19 protein-coding genes are annotated in these 23,032 nt (G+C 33.0%); 16 read left to right on the plus strand and 3 right to left on the minus strand.

The features are described 5' to 3' along the window. Positions 1–2: 2 nt before the first annotated feature. From AAGD70_RS01450 to AAGD70_RS01460, 3 genes are read left to right on the plus strand one after another with little or no spacing between them, the layout of a single operon-like run. On the plus strand, positions 3–410 hold the full coding sequence (locus AAGD70_RS01450) for a phage tail protein (protein WP_065094346.1): 408 nt from the start codon (positions 3–5) through the stop codon (positions 408–410). Between the two features lie 10 nt (positions 411–420). Further along, positions 421–594 (plus strand): tail protein X, encoded by a 174-nt coding sequence (locus tag AAGD70_RS01455; RefSeq protein WP_245611407.1) that lies wholly within the window; start codon positions 421–423, stop codon positions 592–594. A 1-nt stretch (position 595) separates the two neighbouring features. Continuing rightward, on the plus strand, positions 596–1,564 hold the full coding sequence (locus AAGD70_RS01460; protein WP_065094348.1) for a phage late control D family protein: 969 nt from the start codon (positions 596–598) through the stop codon (positions 1,562–1,564). On the opposite strand, the gene AAGD70_RS01465 is transcribed toward AAGD70_RS01460, so the two are convergent. Then, positions 1,541–2,068, minus strand: a complete 528-nt coding sequence (locus AAGD70_RS01465) for an ankyrin repeat domain-containing protein (protein WP_065094349.1) — start codon at positions 2,066–2,068, stop codon at positions 1,541–1,543. The two genes, AAGD70_RS01460 and AAGD70_RS01465, sit on opposite strands and share 24 nt — an antisense overlap. A gap of 131 nt (positions 2,069–2,199) precedes the next feature. Here AAGD70_RS01465 and AAGD70_RS01470 point away from each other — a divergent pair, with 131 nt between their 5' ends. The 12 genes from AAGD70_RS01470 to AAGD70_RS01525 all read left to right on the plus strand — a co-directional run bounded on the left by AAGD70_RS01470 (position 2,200) and on the right by AAGD70_RS01525 (position 18,871). Further along, positions 2,200–2,424, plus strand: a complete 225-nt coding sequence (locus tag AAGD70_RS01470) for a hypothetical protein (protein ID WP_065094365.1) — start codon at positions 2,200–2,202, stop codon at positions 2,422–2,424. A 9-nt stretch (positions 2,425–2,433) separates the two neighbouring features. Beyond that, positions 2,434–3,354 carry a patatin-like phospholipase family protein gene (locus AAGD70_RS01475; protein ID WP_065094350.1) on the plus strand — a complete coding sequence of 307 codons (921 nt, stop codon included), beginning with the start codon at positions 2,434–2,436 and terminating at the stop codon, positions 3,352–3,354. An 899-nt stretch (positions 3,355–4,253) separates the two neighbouring features. After that, a complete protein-coding gene (locus AAGD70_RS01480) occupies positions 4,254–6,854 on the plus strand; it encodes an ankyrin repeat domain-containing protein (RefSeq protein WP_065095276.1) in 2,601 nt (866 codons plus the stop codon). 120 nt (positions 6,855–6,974) lie between these two features. Continuing rightward, positions 6,975–7,724 carry an NTP transferase domain-containing protein gene (locus AAGD70_RS01485; protein WP_065094352.1) on the plus strand — a complete coding sequence of 250 codons (750 nt, stop codon included), beginning with the start codon at positions 6,975–6,977 and terminating at the stop codon, positions 7,722–7,724. Positions 7,725–7,849: 125 nt separating this feature from the next. Beyond that, positions 7,850–8,803 carry an NAD-dependent epimerase/dehydratase family protein gene (locus AAGD70_RS01490; RefSeq protein ID WP_065094353.1) on the plus strand — a complete coding sequence of 318 codons (954 nt, stop codon included), beginning with the start codon at positions 7,850–7,852 and terminating at the stop codon, positions 8,801–8,803. After that, positions 8,760–11,087, plus strand: coding sequence for a glycosyltransferase (locus AAGD70_RS01495; protein ID WP_065094354.1), 2,328 nt, complete (start codon positions 8,760–8,762; stop codon positions 11,085–11,087). The genes AAGD70_RS01490 and AAGD70_RS01495 overlap by 44 nt, the downstream gene beginning before the upstream one ends. Beyond that, on the plus strand, positions 11,048–12,724 hold the full coding sequence (locus AAGD70_RS01500; protein WP_065094355.1) for a WG repeat-containing protein: 1,677 nt from the start codon (positions 11,048–11,050) through the stop codon (positions 12,722–12,724). The genes AAGD70_RS01495 and AAGD70_RS01500 overlap by 40 nt, the downstream gene beginning before the upstream one ends. Before the next feature lie 4 nt (positions 12,725–12,728). Beyond that, entirely contained in the window at positions 12,729–13,718 is a 990-nt protein-coding gene (locus AAGD70_RS01505) for a phytanoyl-CoA dioxygenase family protein (protein ID WP_065094366.1), read from the plus strand. Then, the gene (locus AAGD70_RS01510; protein ID WP_065094356.1) at positions 13,719–15,512 is read left to right on the plus strand and encodes an ABC transporter ATP-binding protein; all 1,794 of its coding nucleotides are present in this window, start codon (positions 13,719–13,721) and stop codon (positions 15,510–15,512) included. It abuts the gene before it with no gap. Continuing rightward, positions 15,496–16,545 carry a threonine aldolase family protein gene (locus AAGD70_RS01515; RefSeq protein ID WP_065094367.1) on the plus strand — a complete coding sequence of 350 codons (1,050 nt, stop codon included), beginning with the start codon at positions 15,496–15,498 and terminating at the stop codon, positions 16,543–16,545. The genes AAGD70_RS01510 and AAGD70_RS01515 overlap by 17 nt, the downstream gene beginning before the upstream one ends. Next, positions 16,542–17,585, plus strand: coding sequence for a threonine aldolase family protein (locus AAGD70_RS01520; RefSeq protein ID WP_065094357.1), 1,044 nt, complete (start codon positions 16,542–16,544; stop codon positions 17,583–17,585). The genes AAGD70_RS01515 and AAGD70_RS01520 overlap by 4 nt, the downstream gene beginning before the upstream one ends. Positions 17,586–17,725: 140 nt before the next feature. Further along, positions 17,726–18,871 (plus strand): MFS transporter, encoded by a 1,146-nt coding sequence (locus AAGD70_RS01525; protein WP_065094358.1) that lies wholly within the window; start codon positions 17,726–17,728, stop codon positions 18,869–18,871. Between the two features lie 17 nt (positions 18,872–18,888). On the opposite strand, the gene AAGD70_RS01530 is transcribed toward AAGD70_RS01525, so the two are convergent. Both AAGD70_RS01530 and AAGD70_RS01535 read right to left on the minus strand, forming a co-directional pair. Beyond that, the gene (locus tag AAGD70_RS01530) at positions 18,889–20,196 is read right to left on the minus strand and encodes a UDP-glucose dehydrogenase family protein (protein ID WP_065094359.1); all 1,308 of its coding nucleotides are present in this window, start codon (positions 20,194–20,196) and stop codon (positions 18,889–18,891) included. A gap of 47 nt (positions 20,197–20,243) precedes the next feature. Beyond that, a complete protein-coding gene (locus tag AAGD70_RS01535; protein ID WP_065094360.1) occupies positions 20,244–21,149 on the minus strand; it encodes a DMT family transporter in 906 nt (301 codons plus the stop codon). 409 nt (positions 21,150–21,558) lie between these two features. Between AAGD70_RS01535 and AAGD70_RS01540 the strand changes: the two genes are divergently transcribed. After that, positions 21,559–23,031, plus strand: a complete 1,473-nt coding sequence (locus AAGD70_RS01540) for a hypothetical protein (RefSeq protein WP_065094361.1) — start codon at positions 21,559–21,561, stop codon at positions 23,029–23,031. Position 23,032: the final 1 nt, after the last annotated feature.

Below are 23,032 nucleotides of genomic sequence, written 5' to 3' on the forward strand. Positions count from 1 at the left end.
TTATGTTATCTCTTGGTCCATATAGATTTTCATTAATTGAGCAAGGCTTTACACGCAGAAGTGAATATCGCTGGCCTGCACTTGAGCGTATTGGGGAAAAGCCATTGCTCCAAAGTATTGGTCCTGGAGAGGACATTGTTGAGCTTGCAGGAGTAATCTATTCAGGAGGGCTGAAGCAAATAAATAATATGCGAAATTCATCGAAACCTCTTTTACTTATTGATGGCCAAGGTAACATTTTAGGCCATTTTGTTATCGTAAAAATAGAAGAAACACAGAAATATTTTTTTCCGAATGGTGAACCAAGGAAAACTGAGTTTCATTTAAGTTTAAAACATTATAGCAATTTATCATCACAAAATAACACTACTGACTTTACTGCAGCTGACAATGATGTACTACAAAACTAAAGAAAATGACATGTTAGATTTTATTTGCTGGAGACACTATGGATTCAGCTCTGGCACAGTTGAGGTTGTATTAAAAGCTAATCCTGGTCTTGCAGAGTATGAGCTTCTTCCTGCAGGGTTAACCATTAAACTGCCTGTAATTCAAAAAGCAATACAAAAGCAAGTAGTAAAACTATGGAATTAAAGTGACACCAGACTTTAGTATTTCAGTAGAGGGAGTTTTAATCACTGAGCTGATAAAGAGTCGATTGGTATCAATGCATATTACTGATGAAGCTGGAGTAATAAGTGATACTGCTATAATTCACCTTGATGACCGTGATTCGTTATTTGAGATTCCTAGAACTGGAGCAAAGCTGAATATTTTACTTGGATATAAAGAAACTGGCATTGTGCCAATGGGAGATTACATAGTAAATGAAATTGTGTTACAAGGCCCGCCACAGGCGTTAAAAATTAAGAGTCATGCAGCAGATTTAAAACAGTCTTTAAAGGAACAAGTGTTTAATGAGTGGCATCAAACTACTTTAAGTGATTTAGTGGAAAAAATCGCAAACAAACATGGCTATCAAGCTAAAGTTGCTGAAGAGTTTGCAAGTATCATGATATCACATATTGATCAGACCGCAGAGAGCGATATGCATTTTTTAACCAGGCTTGCTCAAATTTATGGAGCAATAGCAAAACCTGCAGGAGGGTATTTACTGTTTGTTTCAAAAGGAAAAGCAAAATCAGTTACCGGAAAAACTTTAAGCACTATTACTTTCACACCTGGAGATATTACAAATTGGAAAGTAAGATTTAATGAGCGTAATCAATATGGCTCGGTTATTGCCTACTGGTATGATTATGAAAAAGCAGAGACTATAACAGAAAAAGTAGGTGATCAGGAACCAAGCTATATTCTGCGAGATGTTTATGCAAGCAGTGATTTGGCGCAAAGTGCAGCATCTGCAAAATTAAATCAGCTGATGAGCAGTACAGTAACACTTAATATCACAATGCCAGGAAGTCCTGAATTATTTGCCGAAGCAAAGATCAACCTTTTGGGGTTTCGCAAAGGAGTTTATGGTGATTGGATAATAAATAAGGCTGGGCATGTAATTGATAATTTGGGCTATCGTACTATATTAACAGCAGTTATGGGAAAGTAAATTGATAATTTCCTCATAAATATCTTTTTTTTCTTTATTATTGTTTAATTCCTCTACAGCAAGATCTAAAGGAGTTTTTTTATCTTTATTTTTAGCAAGAGAATGTGCTCCATTTTCCAGTAGAAATTTAGTAATTTCCAAACGTCCTTCCTGTGCAGCATAGTGCAAAGCTGTCCAGCCAAAAGCATCAGTAATATTTATATCAATGCCCTCTTTAATTAGAAATTTTACAACTTCTAAACAGCCTCCGCTTGTAGCATAGTGTAATGATGTTGCGCCAAAATGATGAGTAGCATTGATATCTACCACATTTTTTATTAAGGACTTTACAGTATCTAAGTTACATTTTTTAGCTGCAGTAGACAATCTTTCCAGATTATTGCCATTTGCATTACTTTTTATTGGTATGTTTTTTGAAGGTCTAAAATGTTGAAACAAAAAGATAGTACATATTATTGGTATTATCGAATTTACTAATAATTTTCGAAAAAGGCTAGATTTCATGTCTCTTATATTATTTGCATCGCTTGTTCAGTGCAACCAATTAACTTTATTTTAGAAAAGATTTTTTGGACGTAATTTTGATGAATCTTGTATATATCAATACGCAGCTATTTGTGCAAGAGAACTTTAAGATGAAAAACCAAAGTACAGGAAAGATCCCTGTAGCAGTAATTGCTACTATGGTAATACAAACAATAGCATTTATCTGGTGGCTGGCCAAACTCGACTTAAGAGTACACATGCATGATAAATTTATAGAACAAAACCAAAGGACTACAGAAATCATCTATCGTCTTGAAGAAAGGGTCAAAAACCTTGCTGAAGAAGTTAACGAGCTTGAGCAGAGACAAAAATAACTATAACAAATGACAAAGTACATTTTATCTGTAGATGGAGGAGGAATTAGAGGAATAATTCCTGCCATTATTCTAGCAGAAATTGAATCTAGGACAAAAAAGCCAATTTCCCAGATCTTTGACTTAATGGCAGGAACCTCAACCGGTGGAATTGTTGTTGCTGGACTTTGTAAAAGCAATAAACTTCAATACTCTGCCAATGATTTGGTTGAACTTTACCAAGAGTATGGACCATATATCTTTCAAGCATCACTTTGGAGAAAATCAATCGCTTCTTGGCTGAGTGGTTCTCAGTACTCATATAAAAATATGGAATTTATTCTCAACAAATACTTCGGCGAAAGCACTATGGCCGATGTTGCTAGTAATCTACTGCTCACCAGTTATGACATTCACAATAGTTGTGAATTTTTCTTCAAAAGTTGGAAAGAAGAAAACATTAAGTTAAAAGATGCACTCAGAGCTACAACAGCTGCTCCAACGTACTTCACACCAAAACGTCTAAAAATTAGCCAAAGAGAGAGAGTGTTGATAGATGGCGGAGTGTTTGCCAATAATCCAGCGGCTTGTGCATATGCAAGTGGTAAAAGGTTATTTCCAAATGATGAGATTATACTGCTATCAATAGGCACTGGTGGAACAAATAGAAGTATAAAGTATGCTAACTCAAGGAGATTTGGCAAAATAGGGTGGATCAAGCCACTACTGAATGTGATGTTTGCTTCTGGATTGGATTGCGTTGATTATCAACTAGAACAAGTAATAGATGATAAATACATAAGAATACAATCGCAATTGAAAGTAGCATCGACTGAGATGGACAATATTACACTCAAAAATATCAAATTTCTTCAGCAAGAGGCAAGTAAAATGATAGAGGATAACCAGAAAGTGATAGACAAATTCTGCAAGCAAAATCCAAAACTATAACTGAGCTAGAAAAACGAAATAAGCGAGTTTCTAGTATCTACTTTAATAAATTTACTAAAATATTTTTTTAATATTATATATTGAATACAGAAGCACAAGAATTTCATTCAGCAATGCAGATAATTAATTATGTAATCACCTTCATTGATATTTTAATATATTGTGTAGAAATCAGTAAACTAATGTTGCTTTTAATTCAGGTTAAGTTTTGGAAGCGTGATTTTCAAGTTCCTCAATAGATAAATCTGTTATTTTAGAAATAGCATCAACAGAAACGTCCAACATACGTAGATTATTTGCAACCTTTATTGCCTCTGCTTTGTAAATCGGGAATGTTGCTACCAAATGTTGACATTAAACTTTATGATATGAGGTATCTTTGATGTTTTTACGCTACTAAATTCATGATATCCATCTCTTGGCGATTTAAGCCTATTTTTAGAGTATTTATAAAAAGACGATAAGACCCCTTCTACATCTAAAGCCTAAAATGCAATTCTCAGATGATCTCTGACAGACGTTTTTTTCATCAACACATTCAAAACAATAAAAAGATTGAATATTTCTTCAGAATTGTGTATAATTATTAATGCTTTTTAAGTGGATTTCCTATTGTTCTTTCCAAGTTTCTTGGTGCACGTAACGATTATACTCTAAAAGGAATGTTGGTTACTGAGAAGAATGAAGACATCATCATCAGCGAAAAAAAAGAGAAAATTGACGTAGCTACTTAAGGCAGGTGTCTCTATTGCAGCTGAGACAGCTGATCACTCATGATCAAATAAAAAAGTTATAAGCACACAGATTGGATTACAGTATCTTTTTTAAGAAGAAGATTTATCTTGCTTAAAAACTTGTAGATGCTATATTTTACATAAATTCTTCAATGCGAGGCTTTTATGTTTACTAATAGAATATCTAATAATCTGGATCAGCTGCAATTTTTTGTAGAGTTTTTAAATGAAAATTATGAAACTCAGAAACATCTTGGTCTTACACCGCTACATTTAGCAGCAGGAAATGGTCAGTTGGATTTAGTCAACACTTTATTAGGAGAAGGTTTAGATATTAATTCAGAGATTAAGTACGATGGCTTTACGCCACTGTATTTTGCAATTGCAAAAAATCGCTTAGAGATGGTTAACTTTCTTATTGCTCATGGAGCAGATGTAAACCATAAGGCCATTCTAGGCTTTACACCTTTAAGTTTTGCATCCCAGCAAGGCTATTTAGATATAGTCAACACCTTGATTGCAAATGGAGCAGATCTTAGTACTAAAACAGATAAACTTAATACACCTTTACACCTAGCAGCAGAGAATGGTCATCTAGATATAGTAAATGTTTTTATTGAAAAGGGATTAGATGTTAATGCTGTAAATAATGATCGAGCAAGACCTTTGCATTCTGCAGTACAAAATGGTAATCTCGAGGTAGTTAAAGCTCTTGTTTCACATGGGTCTGATATTAATGCTGGATCTTTAGGAGTAGGTAATCATAAAGTTGATGCGAACATTACAGCCTTACATCTGGGAACACAAACTGGTAGATTAGATATAGTTAAGGCTCTGCTTGAAGCGGGAGCAAACGTTAATACAAAAACAGGTGATAAGATTACACCTCTACATTTAGCGTCTCAAAATGGCTTTTTAGAGTTAGTAGACATTTTAATAAAAGCAAAATCTAATGTTAATGCTAAGGATTATGAGAATCTTACACCTCTGCATTTAGCAGCAGAACGTAATCACTTTGGAGTAGTTAAGTCTCTTCTTCTAGTAAGGGGAATTGATGTTAATGCTAAAGGCCACGATAATTCCACAGCTTTACATATAGGATCTCAGAATGGTCACTTAGAAGTAGTGAAGCTACTAATAGAGAAAAAAGCCAATGTTAATGCTAAAAAAAACGAAGGTTTTACACCTTTGCATCTAGCAATTCAGCAAAGTCATTTCGAGGTGAGTGATTTTTTAATTAAAAATGGAGCAAACATTAACAACGTGGATGATCAGAATTGGACTCCTTTACATAATGCAGCATATAATGGTTTTTCTTTAAAAATAGTAGAGAGCTTAATTGCAAAAGGAGCAAATATAAATGCAAAGATGGATGATGGTAGAAGAGCTCTACATTTGGCCGCAGAGCATAATCACTTGGAAATAATGAATTTCTTGGTTGAAAATGGAGTAGATGTTAATGCTCTAGATAACAGAAGTTGGACTCCTCTACATTGTGCAACATATGATGGTAATTTAGAAGTTGCTAAATCTTTGCTTAATAAAGGAGCAGACATTAATGCTAAAACAGTTAAAAGTACTACACCTCTACACTTTGCAGTAGACCATGATCATTTAGAGGTGGTTGAATTGCTCTTAAAAAAAGGGGCAGAAGTTAATGCTCTAGATCACATAAATTGGACTCCTTTACATTTTGCAGCAGAAAAAGGTTATGATCAGATAGCAACCGTTCTATTGAAACATGGTGCTGATGTAAATGTAAAAGAAAATCAAAATAAAGGCACAGCCCTACATCTTGCAGCTCAATATGGTCATCCTAAGGTAGTTAAAACTCTTATTATAAATGGAGCGGATGTTAATGCAAAAATGGATAAAAATGCTACGCCTTTACACTTAGGGGCACAAATTGGTAATTTAGATATAGTTAGGTCTCTACTTATGAGCGGAGCATACTTTAATGCTGGAGCTGAAGGAGATAGATATGTTTTACCATTACACTTTGCAGAAAGAAGAGGAAACCCAGAAGTTATAAAATTACTAAAATTGACTGAGAAGTTATTTAAGGCTATAGAAGATAATAATTATTTAGGAATTGAGAGTTCAATTAGAGATGGAGCAATCATTAATTCGAAAAACGTGGATGGAAGAACGCCATTACATTATGCTGTTAATAATGGGCATATAAAAGTTGTAAATATCTTGCTAGCAAATGGAGCTGATGCTACTAAAGTTACTAACAAAGGTAATACACCATTACACACTGCTGCTTCCAAAGGTCATAAAGAAATTATTGAAGCTTTGTTACAACGTGTAAGCCACAATAAATTGAGTGATTTTATTAATGCTAAAACAATAGTTAAAGGCACTACATCGTTGCATGTTGATACTGAAAATAGCTTTTTTGAAGCTGTAAAGTCTTTGTTGAAACATGGTGCAATTTATAACATCAAGAATAAAGAAGGTAAAACACCACTTGATCTTTCTCGAGACCAGAATATTACTAACCTATTGAAATTAGTAGAAGAGCTGTTTGAGAATGCAAAAAATGGTAATGTTGAAATTATCAGTAAGCTGAAAGCAATAAAACCTGATGAGCGCGTAGCTGTAACAAATGCTCGTGATGATCAAGGCAAGTCATTAGTCCAGGTTGCAGTAATTAATAAACACTCAAACCTTGCAAGTAGATTATTAGAAATATTAAAAAGTCCAGATCAGAGTTTACAAGATGTCAGCGTAGAAAATCGAGTAAAGAGTTTGAAGTTATAGCTCTCTTAAATGAAACTCTAATGAGGGTGCCAAGATCTAGATCATTTAGAAAATTATAGTGGGCTTTACATCTTATTAATTATAAATTAACTTACTATCTAATCAATCCCTAAGTCATGTATGAGTAACATTTTGATAATATTAGCAGCAGGAAAGAGCAGTAGAATGAATTCTGAATATTCAAAAGCGTTGCACCAAGTGGGAAATCTTACTCTTTTAGAGCATATAATTTCTAATGCAAAATCGCTGAGTCTAAAAAGCTTATCAATTGTTGTTAACAACTCCCTTCTAAAAGATTTAGAAAAGTTTGATACCCTAAAAAGTATAATCGATCAATACAATATAAAACTAATAATTCAAGAAGATATTACAGGTACTGGCACTGCAGTTAAAATTGCTCTAGAAAATCTGGAGGAGTTATCTGATCAAGACATAGTTTTAATACAGTATGGAGACACTCCCTTTATATCTAGTGATACAGTTATGAAAATGACTGATTGTTTAAAGTATAATAATTTAGTTCTTCTTGGATTCAATAGTCAAGATGAACAATATGGAAGATTAGTAATTGATAATTACGGAAATGTTCAAAAAATCCTAAAAAATGGCGATAAAATGCTTCTTGCAAACTCTGGAATAATAGTTTCATATGCTAAAGATCTTTTTACCTTAGTAAAAGAAATAAAATTTAATAATTCGACCAATGAATATTGTCTTAATGATATAGTACCCATTGCAGCAAACAATAACTTGAGTGTAGGTTATGTAGTTTCTGATGAAAGAGAAGCAATGGGAGTAAATAATAAAGAGGATTTGATTAAAGCCGAACACTATTTTCAAAAAAAAAGGCGGCCAACTTTTCTTTCATAACTACATTTTTTTATTCATTAATTTAAGTTGACATTTGTTTTATACTGGTTTTATAATATCTTTTGATTCTTACTTGTAAGATAATTGGTACGACAAATTTTCCTAGTTGTAGTGAGAGGGTATACATGGGGATATTAATAACAGGTGCTGCAGGTTTGATAGGGTCAACCTTGGTGAAAAAGTTAGAAAACCAGGGCCATGAAGTAATAAGCTGTGATATTAGGTTTCACAACAATCCACTCAGTTTTTTTTCAGAAGATATAGTACCACTACTTGCTAAGTGTACAGGAATTATTCATCTGGCTGCAATTTCTCGAGTTATACATGGTGAACTTTATCCTGAACTGTGTAGAAAAATTAATGTTGATGGTACAATGCAGTTTTTAGGGTTATGTAAGTCACTTTCAAATAAACCATGGTTTATATATGCAAGTAGTAGGGAAGTCTATGGAGAGCAGAAGGAACTGCCAGTTACAGAATCTGCTAGTATCGATCCAATAAATAATTATGCAAAAGGTAAAGCATTTATTGAGGAACAAATAACAAGTTCAAAAGATTTTAATGTAGCAATATTACGCTTTTCAAATGTATACGGTGGTTTACTAGATCATAACAGTAGAGTAATTCCTGCACTCTGTATTAATGCATTAAGAGGTGATCCAATTAAAATAGAAGGTAAAGAATGTGTTTTTGATTTTACCTATTTGGATGATGTTATAGAGGGTATATGCTTAACTGTTAAATATTTACAAAGCGAAAAATCTTCTCTTCCTGCTATTCATCTTACTACTAATAGCCCATGTACTTTAGAAAACTTAGCAAAAACAATATTAAAAGTCACGAAAAGTGATTCTAGAATTGATTTTTATCCTCCAAGAAATTTTGATGTAACTAAGTTCCATGGTGATTTTACTAGAGCTAAAGAGCTACTTGGTTGGTCTCCAAAACATTCATTAGAAGTAGGATTAAGTAAATTTATAAAAAGTCTACAAAACAATACACAACAATATCCTAACAATATAGATATGGTAATATATGAAAATATTAAAAGTTATTCATGGTTACCCTCCTTATTATAGTGCTGGTTCAGAGGTTTATAGCCAAACTCTTGCTCATGAACTAGCAAATAACAATGAGGTACAAGTATTTACTAGGTATGAAAATAGCTTTTTACCTGATTTTTATTACACTACAGTCCTAGATCGTAGTGATTCCAGAATCTTACTGCATTTAATTAATATACCCATAGCTAAATATCGTTACAAATTTATCAATGAAGAAGTAGATATACAATTTAAAAGAGTAATAGATAACTTTCAGCCAGATCTTATACATTTTGGTCATCTTAATCATCTATCAATTACTTTACCAGAAATTGCTTTTAAAGAAAATATACCTACAATTTTTACGCTACATGACTTTTGGTTAATGTGTCCAAGAGGAAGGTTTATTCAACGCAATTCTGAAGATTTGTTACGGCTTTGTGATGGACAAAAGGATCAAAAATGTGCAACCCAATGTTACAAAGGATATTTTACAGGAGATAAAGAATTCCTGAATTTAGACATAAATTATTGGGAACAATGGGTTGCAACTAGAATGAAGCACACAAGGAAAATAATAGACTATATAGATTACTTTATTTCCCCATCGAAATTCTTGATGGACAAATTTACTCAGAATTTTAATGTTCCGATAAACAAAATTTCTTATCTTGATTATGGTTTTGATCTCAATCGTCTTAAGAATAGAAATAGAGCACAAGAAAAAGAGTTTATTTTCGGTTATATTGGTACTCATACTCCCGAAAAAGGTGTTGATCTATTATTGAAAGCTTTTTCTCACTTATCATCTAAAGCAAAACTTAGAATTTGGGGAGCAGCAAGAGAAGAAACTAGAGCTTTAAAAGCGATTACCGATCAATTTTTACCTATTGTTAAAGAAAGAATAGAATGGATGGGAAGTTATGATAACAAGAATATAGTTACTGACGTATTTAATAAAGTTGATGCAATAGTCGTTCCTTCAATTTGGGGTGAAAATTCACCGTTAGTAATACATGAAGCACAGCAACTTAGAATACCAGTTATAACAGCCGATTATGGTGGCATGGCAGAATATGTAAGAGATCGACTATTGTTTAAGCACAGAGATGCAAGTAGTTTATCAGAAAAAATGCAAATCCTATCTACAGATCAGGAGTTATATAGTAAACTTACCCAAAAAGGCTATCCTTATACTAAAAATGGAAATATACCTTCTATAAGTGAGCATACTGAGAAACTTAACAAGATTTACCGTAATGCTATTGAAAAGAAAGGCAAGTCAGTAGCTTTGAAACCTGGTCCTTGGAGAATTACTTTTGATACTAATCCAGATTACTGCAATTTTGCTTGTATAATGTGCGAATGTTTTTCACCATACAGCAAAGTTAAAGAAGAAAAGAAAGCTAAAGGAATAAAACCTAAGATACTGTCGATAGAAACTATCAGAAAAGTAATTAAGGAAGCAGCTGGCACACCTTTAAGGGAAATCATTCCTTCTACTATGGGTGAACCTTTAATGTACAAAAGCTTTGATGAAATAATCAATTTGTGCCATGAGTTCGGCCTGAAGCTTAACCTCACGACCAATGGTTCTTTCCCTATTAAAGGAGCTAAGAAATGGGCTGAATTATTGGTACCAATTTTATCTGATGTTAAGATTTCCTGGAATGGAGCAACTAAAGAAACTCATGAAAGAATCATGAAAGGTTCAAAATGGGAAGTAGTGACAGAAAATTTAAAAACTTTCCTTGAAGTGAGGGATAAATACTTTAGCGATACAGGTGAAAGGTGTACCGTTACTTTACAATTAACATTTTTGGAAAGTAATTTACATGAACTCTATGACATAGTTAAGATGGCCATAAAAAACGGCATAGATAGAGTTAAAGGACATCATCTTTGGGCGCATTTTAAGGAAATTAAGGATCTATCTATGAGAAGAGATGAATTAGCAATTAGTAGATGGAACACGGAGGTGAGAAGGTTATACGAACTTAGAGATAATATGCTATTGCCAAATGGTAAAAAGATAAAATTAGAAAACTTCACAATCCTTTCTCAAGAAGGTATTAGGGATTTGGCTCCAGGTGGTCAATGCCCATTTTTAGGTAAAGAAGCATGGATAAACAATGAAGGAAAGTTTAGTCCTTGCTGTGCCCCAGATGAACTCCGTAAGACATTAGGAAATTTTGGTAATGTTAATGAGGTTAAACTCGAGGAAATATGGCAGAGTAGTGAGTACCTAAGCTTACAAAAGAATTATTTAAATTATAAATTATGCAAAACATGCAACATGAGAAAACCTTTGATCAATTAATCAAAGATAATCTTAAATCTATTAAAATTTCACCGTGTGAGAGCTTTCACGAATTACTAGGAAATCCTTTGTATGAAAATAGGTTTATAAAGGTTGGTAAATTTCATGAGCCCGGTCTTGCACCGGTTTATGATCAGACAGGTGCTTATCATATCAATGTAAGAGGAGAAGCAGTTTATCATAATAGATTTCTAAAAACTTTTGGATTCTACTTTAATAGAGCGGCCGTAGAAGATGATACAGGGTGTTACCATATTGATTCATCTGGATGTAGAGTATACAAACAGTCGTATCAATGGATTGGAAATTATCAGGAAGATATTTGTGTAGTTAGAAGACATGATAAATGTTTTCATATTAATTTAAATGGCAACAGGATTTATCAGGAGGAATATGATTATGTTGGAGATTTTAAGGATGGTATCGCTGTAGTCTATGAAGATGGTAAAGCTACACATATTAATCATCATGGAAAGTTAGTACATAATAAATGGTATAAGAATCTTAATGTTTTTCATAAAGGCTATTCTGTTGCAGAAGATCAACATGGTTGGTTTCATATAGATATTAATGGTGATCCTGTTTACCAGCAGAGATTTAAAATGGTAGAAGCATTCTATAATGGCATGGCAAAAGTTGAAACTTTTGAAGGTGTGTTAGGACAAATCGATATTACCGGAAATGTAAAGTTTAGTATTTTTAATTTAGGTAAAAAATCTCAAGTGCATAGGATTTCTGCAGAACTTTCAGCCTTTTGGAAAACGTACCTAACAAGCGTTGCTATTGAACTTGATTTGTTAAATATTTTACCTGCAACTGTGACGGTTTTATCTAAAAAGTTAAACATTGTCGTACCAAATCTAGAAAGGCTGTTAAGGGCGTTGTGGGAAATAGGGTTTATTGATTACGATAAGGACGAGGACTTATGGAAACTATCATCAAAAGGTAAGTGTTTTAAGGAAATACCATTTTTGCCAAAAGCAGCAACGATGTGGGCAAGAGTTGCCGCTGAAAAGAATTGGTTAAAGATTGCCGATATACTAAAACAGAAGTCAATCTCTTCATTTGAATCTTTTAAGGAAAGAGAAGCATCAGAAGATAAGAAAATAGCGTTTTACCAAGCATTGCTAGGATATTCTAGGTTTGATACTAAAGAGTTTAATTCTAGGATCAATATAGATGGTGCTAAGAATATATTGCTATTTGGTGTACACTCTTTATTTCTTGCTTATTCTGATATACACAATAAAGGTTCTATAGGCCTATATAACGAACATAAAGTACCAAGACAGTTAGTAGAAAATTTAAAAGTCAAACTTATAACTCAGGAAGAACTATCAGCTACAAATTATGAATTAGGTGTCTTTTGCCGCTTTCTGCAGCATTATGATGATGATAAAGTATTATCTTATTTAAAATTGGTCAAAGGAATATCTCGTATTTTATTGATAGAAACTATTTTAGATTACCGCTCTCCAGCTGGAGGCTCTGTAGATATTAATGTCATGGTTGAAACAGGAGGTAAACTAAGAACATTAAGCGATTGGGAAAAAATACTCAAACAAGTAAAAGGATTCAAAATTTCTTCTGTTGTACCTTTAACAGATTACTTATCAGTCATTGATGTCAGGTGTTAATCATATGAAAATACTACAAAAAAATGGTTTTTTTATTATCAAAAATCTGGTTCCTTTAGAACTAATAACTCAGTCTTTAAGTGATATAACAAATAAAATATCAAAGCTATCCCAAGAACTAAGTGTTTCAACTTCTGACTACTTAAACTGTACTGGCAGATGGGGCATGTTATCTCAAGTAACTAGAATTATCTCTCAAGCATTAGATAAAATTATTAAAAATTACCTTGAAAAGTCACTTCAGTGTCATATACTGCAGAAAAAATCAAATGTTATATGTAAAACTGCTGATTTAATAGATGCAGTTCCCTTCCATCAAGACATCTCCTATAGTTTCAATGATCCTTACCACTTTTCTGTTTGGTTAGCTTTGAATAATGTCAGTGAAACTTCAGGTGCACTGCAAATTATAGAAAACAGTCATAAATGGGAAATACAGCCTTTAGTTGATTTTTGGTACCCATATTTCTTTGATCAGTACTCAAATAACCGAGAAAATTATAAAATTAAGTCACTACCTATTTCAGCAGGAGATGCGATAGTTTTTGATTCACGGTTATGGCATGGTAGTGATAAGAATACAGATGCTAAAGATAGATTTGCTTATGTAACAAGGTGGATTGTAAAAGATCAAGATCTTCCCTATGTGCCAAAACCTCAGCCTTCAGTTTTTGGTATACTCAATTGTGGTGAGTTAACAGAATCTATACTGAGAAAATGCTTGTCATTATTTGGCTACCAGGAAAGTATAAAAGCAAAAAACATGGAAGAACTTATCAAGAGCTGGTTAGCCTTTATTACAGACACAACTACAAATATTTCTGAGATCGACACTACTGAGACTAAGCAAGATTTATATAAGCTACTTATTCTAAATAGAGCATCAGCACTACATGATGCTGGAGACATTTCAGGAAAAATATACAAAAATTTATGGTTTTCACTACTTGTATTTCTCAATAAAAAAGTCAACGTAGTGGAGCTAGCATTATAAATGAACAGAGGTAGAGTTGATAGCTTCAAATGTGTATTGATGTTCATCTTGAATATAGTATCTAAATTCAAGCTTAATGTACTTATAATGTTTTTAGTTGCCCTGGTGGTAGCTGTTGATTTGTCTTTTAGAAAGTATTTAGTAAAAAATATTCTAGATACAGCTGTAAAATATCAGGAAGGTAATGTAATTGAAAATCTTTTATTACCTGTAAGCGCTTATCTTGGTATGGCATTACTTATCACTACTGCTTTTAGATTCTATGGCTATTTTGTTGACATTCGAATGTTTACCTTAATGCGTCAAAAGATAGCTGATATATCTTTTTGTAGGCTACTCCAACAAGACCATTCCTATTATCAGAACAATTTATCTGGAAGCTTAGTACATAAGGTCAGTAACTTAATGGATAGTGTGATAGAGTTAATAAGATTGCTTATAGATTGTTTTTTCGGTTACAGCATAGCATTAGTCTTAGCTATTTATACCTTATCATTAGTAAACATAAAATTTGCAATCGCTACATTCACTTGGGTAAACATTTTTATTTTAGTCTCGATTTTCAGCTTTCGTGTACTTACTGAATTAGCTGATAATTACTCTAAACAAAATTCACAAGTAATAGCTAGTATAGCAGATAGTATTTTAAATGTTATATCAGTAAGGTTATTTTCTCAGCAAGCACATGAGAGACACAAATTTTTTCAAATATGCAAGAAAAGAACTATTGCAGAGAGAAAATTACAATGGGCATACTTTTGGCTTTGGTTTATATATGGCTATTCATTTGATATACTCCAAGCAGTAAACTTGTACTTTTTAATTCATGATTATCAATTGAACAAGATCGCAATAGGAGATATTGCTCTTGTACTTGGAATTAATATATCAATTATAGAGTTTCTTAACCATCTAACTAGGAATCTTACACAATTTTCTACTCATTTTGGCAAAGTTTCAGATGCATTGCCAATCTTGACTACTGTACCAGAAATTCAAGATAAGGAAAATGCTAAAGAATTAAATTTATTAAGTGGAAGAATAACGTTTAATAATGTTTCTTTTTCTTATGAAGGTCAGGAGCCATTATTTCAAGATTTTTCAGTTACCATTAATCCTTGCGAAAAGGTAGGTCTAGTTGGTTATTCTGGAGGTGGTAAATCTACTTTTATAAACTTAATTCTAAGGCTATTTGATGTTAAAAAAGGTAATATACAGATTGATAATCAAATAGTATCAGAAGTTACACAGAGTTCTTTGAGGCAACAAATATCTGTAATACCTCAAGACCCATTGTTATTTCATAATACTATTTTAGCAAACATCATATATGGTAGACTTCAATCTACTATCGAAGAAATAATGAGAGCTGCAAAGCTAGCTGGTATTCACGATTTCATTATGACTCTACCAGATCAATATGGAACTACAGTTGGAGAAAAAGGCATCAAGCTATCTGGAGGAGAAAGACAAAGAATAATAATAGCAAGGGCATTTTTAAAAAACGCTCCAATATTATTTCTCGATGAACCAACTAGTCAGTTAGATTCTATAACAGAAAAAACAATTCAAATGAGTTTATTTAAACTGATGCAAAATAAAACTACGATTACTATAGCACACCGTATTTCTACACTTTTACACATGGACCGAATTATAGTATTTAACAAAGGAAAAATTGTCCAAGATGGTAAACACGCTGAACTAGTTTCTAAGCAAGGTCTTTACAAGGAACTTTGGAATGCTCAAATTGGTTGTTTGAATGTCGAAAAAGAAGATGGAAAAAATTATTGATCTGAGAAGTGACACTACAACTCTGCAGAGCTCCAACATTATAAATGCAATAAGTAATGCAACTGTTGGAGATTTTGCTTATGGTGAAGACAAAAGCTGTAATGACTTATCAGAATATTGCAAACAATTATTCAAAGTAGAAGAAGCATTATTTGTAACCAGCGGTATGCTTGCAAATAGATTAGCCATTGCCAGTCAAACAAGTCCTGGTGATGAACTAATAACTCATTATAATTATCACGTTAATTTTTTCGATAGCGCAGGCAATGCAAAAGTAAATAATATCGTATTTAATTGTATTAGAAATAATAGCGGAATCTTAGATGTTGATGAAGTAGAATATGCTATTAATTCTAAGCCGAGGTATAAAATTTTTGCTCAGGTGAGTCTTGTTTCTATAGAAAATAGTATAAATGGGTTTAATGGTAAAATTTATCCTTTTGAAAAACAAGTCGAGTTATATCACTTTTTAAAAGCTCACAATGTAAATCTTCATTTAGACGGTGCGAGAATATTTAATGCTCATATCGAAACAAATATTGCTTTAGCAGATTATGCTAAATATGTGGATACAATGAGCTTTTCTTTTACTAAAGGACTTGGCGCTCCTTTTGGTTCAATGCTTATGGGTAAAAGAGAGATAATTGAAAGGGCTAAAAAGCTACAGGTTTGGCTAGGTAGTGGTTATCATCAGATAGGGTATTGTGCTAATGCAGCAAAATACGTACTACAGAATAATATCTCTAGGCTTAAAGAAGATAATAAGCTCGCTAAATTGTTTGCAGATAAGATTAAAGAAATTCCACACATAAAACTGGTACTACCTTATCCAGAAACTAATATAGTAAGCTTTAGTATAAAAGCACTAAATGTAACTAATGAGGTTTTCTTGAGTAAGTGCCAAGCTTATGGTTTATTGCTTTTTCCTTGGATCGAGTCTCATATAAGAGCAGTTACCCATCTTGGCACAAAGGAAACAGACATCATGAAAGCTGCTGAAATTATAAAGGAGGTTGTGTTAAATTTAATATGAGAATAAAAATAGATTTCTTTAGCGATTCAAACACTGACCCTTCAGCTAAAATGAGGGAAGCGATGGCTAAAGCAAAAGTTGGAAACGAAGCTGCATGTGAAGATCCAACTGTGAACGAATTAGTGGCAACCGCATGTAAAATATTAGGTAAACCTGCAGGAATCTTTTTGATTTCAGGAACGATGTCCAATGTAATTGCTTATAAAGTACACATTCAAAGACCTGGTGATTACTTGCTGCTTGATGAAACTTCACATCCGCTTATAGTACAATCTGGCTTGATCGCAGCCCAGGCACATGCCACTCCTTTGCCCATCAAAGGTACGAGAGGAATATTTACTGGAGAACAAATTGTTGAGTTTATTACTCGTCCTAGTTTAAGAAATATTCCGAGAGTTGGGCTTGTTTCTATCGAACAAACGACAAATTTTGGAGGTGGAGCTGTGTGGCCTTTAGAATATATTCAAGAGATCTCAAGTCTTTGTAAAGAGAATGACGTATTCACTCATTTAGATGGAGCAAGACTGTTCAACGCTTGTGCTCATACTAAAATATCTCCAAAGGAGTATGCAAGTTATTTTGATTCGGTATTCATTGATTTTAGTAAAGGATTAGGTGCTCCAATGGGCGCAATATTGCTTGGAAGTGAAGAGTTTATTGAAAAAGCTTGGTACTATAAGTTTCAAATTGGCGGAGGTATGCACCAAGCTGGCATTATTTCAGCTGCATGTTTATATGCTCTACATAATAATGTAAATTCTTTAGAAGAAGATCATAAAAAAATGCAGCACCTTATAGAAGGCCTAGACTCCATAGATCAAGTTATAATTGATATCGACCTGTATAAAACTAATATAGCGTATTTTTCATTACGTACTAATTGTATATCTACTCAAGAATTAATAAACGTACTAATGACAAATTATGGAATTAGAATGGCTAACATCAAAGGTAAAATCAGAGCTATAACACATAGAGATATAAGCTATGAAGATATTAATGCTACTGTATCTGCTATAAGAAAGATACTAAGTAAGTAATTTTCTGCACTAATTGTTTGCAAACTTCTTGTCAAACAATATTATACCAATATAGTATTATGCTAGCATCTGCATAGAGCTATTTGGGAATAGGTGTGAACTTTGTCTTCTTTCAATATTTACTATTCTTCTGTGGATATATGCTGCTTTATTTATCAAGACAAAGTATACCAATTGCTCTACCACTGTTAATAGATACTGACCATGTAAAATTAAGCTATTTTTTTGCCTGCTTTTCTTTTTTTTATGGAGTATCAAAATTTGTTAATGGAATAATCATGGACTCCAAAAATAATCCATTATTTATGTTTGGGCTATGCAATATTGCAACTGGATTATTAACCATTGGTATAACTTTATCATATAATAATCTAACTTTATTACTGTTAACATTAATATTATTAGCTTGGACACAAGGGTTAGGTTGGCCAGCTATTACCAAGTTTATGGTTACAAACTCTAGCATCTCTTCAATTGCATCATCATGGGGAGTTATGAGCGCATCTCAGCAACTTGGTTCTTGTATTACTTTAATTGTATTACCAAGTATAATAAAAATGTATGATGCAAAGAGTGCATTTTTGTACTCTGGTCTCTTATGCTTACTTTTTGGAATTTATATAATATTAAAAGCATATTACAAAGAAATTGCCAACTTTACTACCTATTATAAGGTGCATAAATCTCAAATAGGTATCAAGGTAACAAGTTCCATATGGTTTCTATGTTGTGCTACTTTTTGTGCTTATATTATAAAAATGGGAATCTTCTTTTGGTTTCCTATAATTTTAAGGGATAAATTACAAATTTCTCTTGTACAATCCTCACTAATAACAGGTGTATATGATTTAGGTGGAATCCTTGGAACTTTAATCACAGGAAGAATTAGTGATATGTACTTCTTTCAAAATAGAAGCTTGCTGGCATTATTTTACATGTTGGGTATAGCACTCACTTTTATTGCAATGAACTTTGGTCAAAACATAATTCTTATGAACCTTGGTGCAATCTTATCAGGATTCTTTATATTTGGAGTGCAAGTACTGACAGGTGTTATAGCTGTAGAAATTGCTCCACAAAATAATGTATGTGCAATTGTAAGCTTAACAGGATTATTTGGGTATATTGCAAGTTCAATATTTTCATGCGTGCTCTTAGGAGTACTTGTTAAGCACTGTGGTAACAGTATTATGTTTTCATTTTTTTCCATTTGCTCTGTTGTTGCACTCGTTTGCTTTTCCATACTATCAAGCAAAGATCTTAAAAAACTAAGTAAAGCGGTGTAAAAAAAATTTCTCAACAGTTAAACTTTGTAGATAGATTTTTTACCCAAGGAATAAACATGGTAACCATATCTTAGTAACAGCTCGCTATCTAATAAATTACGGAAATCAAAAACATTAGGTGCAGCCATAATACTCTTTAAACTTGCAAAATCTTGATTTTTAAATTCTTTCCACTCCGTTAACAATAACAAGGCTTCCGCGTCCCTTGCAGCCCCTATAGCATTGTCCGCGTACTCTATATCCTTTAGAACTTGCCTAGCATTATCCATCCCCATTGGGTCATATGCAGTAATTTTAGCCTTGTTATTCACTAACAATTGTGCAATATCTATAGCTGGGCTATTTCTTACATCATCAGTACCAGACTTAAAAGTTAGCCCCCATATTGCTATTTTTTTATTTTGGACTCCATTTAATAGATATTCTACCTTTTTAGCAATGTTTGTTATATGATTATAGTTAGATTCCTTAACTGAATTTAAAATTTGTAGCTTAACATTGTGGTCTTCAGCAAGCCTTATTAAAGCTGACAAATCTTTAGGAAAACATGATCCTCCAAATCCTGGACCAGCTTTGAGAAATTCCTTACCTATTCTATGGTCCATTCCCATACTGTTAGCTAAAAGGTCAATGTCTGCTCCTAATAGCTCACATAAACCTGCCATCTCATTGATAAAAGCAACCTTTGTTGCTAGAAAAGCATTAGAAGCATATTTAATCATTTCAGCAGTAACTGTATCAGTGACTATTAACGGAATATTCTTATCTATAAATGGTCTATATATAACTTCTAGTTTTGCCCTAGCTAGCTTAGTTTTTACTCCTATTATTATCCTATCTGGGTATAAAAAATCTGATACTGCAGAGCCTTGCTTGAAAAACTCTGGATTCACCCCCAAATCAAAGTTATAGCCCTTATTAGATAAATAATTATGTATATTTTCTGCAGTACCAGGAGGAACAGTTGACTTTATCACTATTAAGCAATCTTGATTAACTCTCTCAGAAACTTCACTTACTGCATTATATACATTCTTTAAATTTGCATTTCCTAGGGAGTCTGATGGAGTATCTACAGTTATAAATACTACTTCTGTATTGGGATTTATTTGAAAATACGAATCGAAAAATCTTATCCTTTGTGACTTTATATTATTCTCTAAATAATCTGCTAATCCAGGTTCATATAGAGGAATTTTCCCTGATTTCAAAAGTTCAATCTTCTCAGTATTTATGTCAATGCAATCAACTTTATGGCCCTGCTCCGATAACATTGTACCAGATACTAAGCCTACATACCCTACTCCTATAATAGTTATGTGCATTTTATTATCACCTTAAAAATATAGCTTAGCATCTAAAATAAATACCATTAACAATGAGAGTCATAAACTTTTGTTGTTACATTATTTTGCTTAATTGCCTTACTTTCCGAATAAATTATAAATAAGGTTGAAGATATTAATATCAAAGTACCATATAAAGCACTTTTATCAGGTAATTCATTAAATATAACGTATGTTACTATTGCAGAAATTATTAGCTCTATGTACCTATAAGGTGCAAGTGCAGTAGCATCAGTAAGAGTAAAAGCTTTTAAGATAAAGAGCAAAATTAGATTTGAATTAATTCCCAGAATCAGCAGTAATACTAATTCCAACAAGGAAGGCATATGCCAATAAAATAACAAAGGTGGAGTAGAAAAAATAGTTGTCGTTAGAGCTGAATAAAATAACATACTTATTACTGACTCTTTTATCACAAGTTTCTTATTAAGTATGTCTAATATAGCAAAGATTAATGCAGATACAATAAAAATAAGAATTTTAGGATTAAAGTCTTCACTATGAGCTTTGATAGTAATAGCAATACCAACAAAACCAATAATAGTTACTATCCATCTTTGCCAAATTATATTTTCGTTTAGTAAAGGGATTGCAAGAAGTATAACAAATAATGGTATAGAAAAACTTATAATCGTTGCAGTTACTATGGGGAAAGTACTCAATCCATAGGTCCATAAGACCGTTCCACAAAACAATAATGCACCTCTAGTTATTTGAATAGATATTTGACTTGTTTTAAAAGCTTCTATTCCATAGTAAAACATAAAAGGTACAAGGGTAATAGTGGTAAACAGAAAGCGGAAAAAAATTATTTCAAAACTCTGAAGATGTAAACTTAGATATTTTGATATAGTATCATTAGCTACACTACTAAATAAGCTAAGTATAAACCAGATAACCCCAAACAAATAAGCTCTCAGTCTATAATCCATAAAGCTTCTGATTTAATAGATATGATGTACTCATATAATTTTACTACAAAACTAATAATATAAAAGTTTTCTGATGTATGGTCCCAGAATGTGATCGTGAGGGTTAATTATAAATAATTCGGGAAATTTCGTCTCTGTAGACATATTAAGAACTACGTAACGAATGTTTATATTTGTGAGTAATAGTAAGGTTCAAGGTAAGGAAAATGCTAGTGAGGTAAAGTAGAATAACGTTGATTTGATAATTTAAGCTCATCTTCCCTCTTGCTACATCTCTCTTTATATCTCCTCTTTTGCAGCAGGTCTATACTTACTGCTTAAATTTAGGTGCACACTAATTTTTCGATTTGTATATTATTCTAATGCTTGTATAATACCTTCATTGAATATTTGATTTTGAGGTAATTAGATGCCAAAAAGTAAAACTAAACGTGGAACGGAAGATTTGAAGGGTAATGCAGGCCCAAGCAAAAGATCTCGTCTCAGTTCTGATTCTGAAGAAGATAAAGAGATTATCTCTAGCAAAGTAATAAGTAAGCTGAAGGATGTTGTTAAAGGTGATAGAACTTCAGCTATTGAGGAATGGGTCAAGGCTCACCCTGTAACAGTAGAGGGTCTAACCGTTGAGCAATCGGACCTCTTATGTAATGCGTTTCGTGATGAATCTTGTTGGTCAGGTATAGAGTTAAATCCTGCTAGATTGGTGAAAGAGTTGGCCAGGTTAGATATATTGGATCCTTTTGCTATCTATGAAATAGCATGTATTGAATGTGTGAAGAGTGAAATTAGGCAACTATTCAACAAGATGTTGGAGTCTTTTAAGCTTGATTTATGTCATAAAGGCGCGAGTAAGGAGAATCGGGAGTTGGCTGCCAACGACAAACTTGCAAGAGTTGAACTGTTGCGCTTTGTAGAGAAGGATGACCATGTATTCAGTTTCTGGATTGATGAAAAATCAGGTGACCTCAAAGAAAATATAGAAGCAGAAGATGGATTTAATAAGGCTGTAGATTTCAAGTGGAGTAAGGGAGTGGAACACTTCTATAATCTTCTATGTTCTGAAAAAAAATTAGGGAAAGAAGGGCGAGAAAAGTTGCTAGTTTCTGCTATTGCAAAATTATCTCCATTTCAATCTGGCTATAAACTTGCTGCTACCTTAAATTCCCTTCTAGGTAAAGTCATAAGCGCGAAAGTAGATCATAAGTCACTGCTCGGGCTACCGAATAAGAAAGATAGGGGTGTTATCTATCGTCCTCTTAGTTGCTTAGTAGAGCACGGTTTTCTTTGCACAACTAAGTATGTTATCCAGTACTTGAGCGAGGGATGTTCAAGATCTGAAGTAGAGAAAATGCTTTCACCTAGAGGATATGCACATCTTCTCTCATCGCTTTCATTTGTTGTAGTTTCTAAAGATTATGACTTGGATAACAGGAATGAAGCAAGGTCAGCTATTAGCAGTCTTTGGAGATCTAGCGTATTTAACCAAAATAAAATAAATGTTGTTGATTCTTTTAAAGATAGGATTGCTTTTGTTGCAATGGAAAATGCAATTTCAAATTTGATTGTAGATCAGGAGAACAGCAAGAATACTCAAAGTGCTGGCGATGGTGAAAAAGTTGATTTGGTCTTGAGTATTTTAAAGTTTGCTAAAGATTGTTGTTCAGACAAAAGCTTTAAATCATTAAAAGAGAGGATAGCAAATAGTTTAGATAAAACAAGGAATTCTAAGATGATAGATGCAACTAGCTCCTGCAATTTAATAGAAGAGTTGTGTAAGTCGGCAAGAAATTTGAATTTATCCTCTGCTAGCACTGAAGTTCCTCAATCCACGTTAGCAGGCACTAGTGTTAGTGGTTCGCCTGTTGTAGTTATTAACAAGTAGG

It is taken from the genome of Wolbachia endosymbiont (group A) of Nomada flava, assembly GCF_964027055.1.
Lineage (GTDB): Bacteria > Pseudomonadota > Alphaproteobacteria > Rickettsiales > Anaplasmataceae > Wolbachia > Wolbachia pipientis.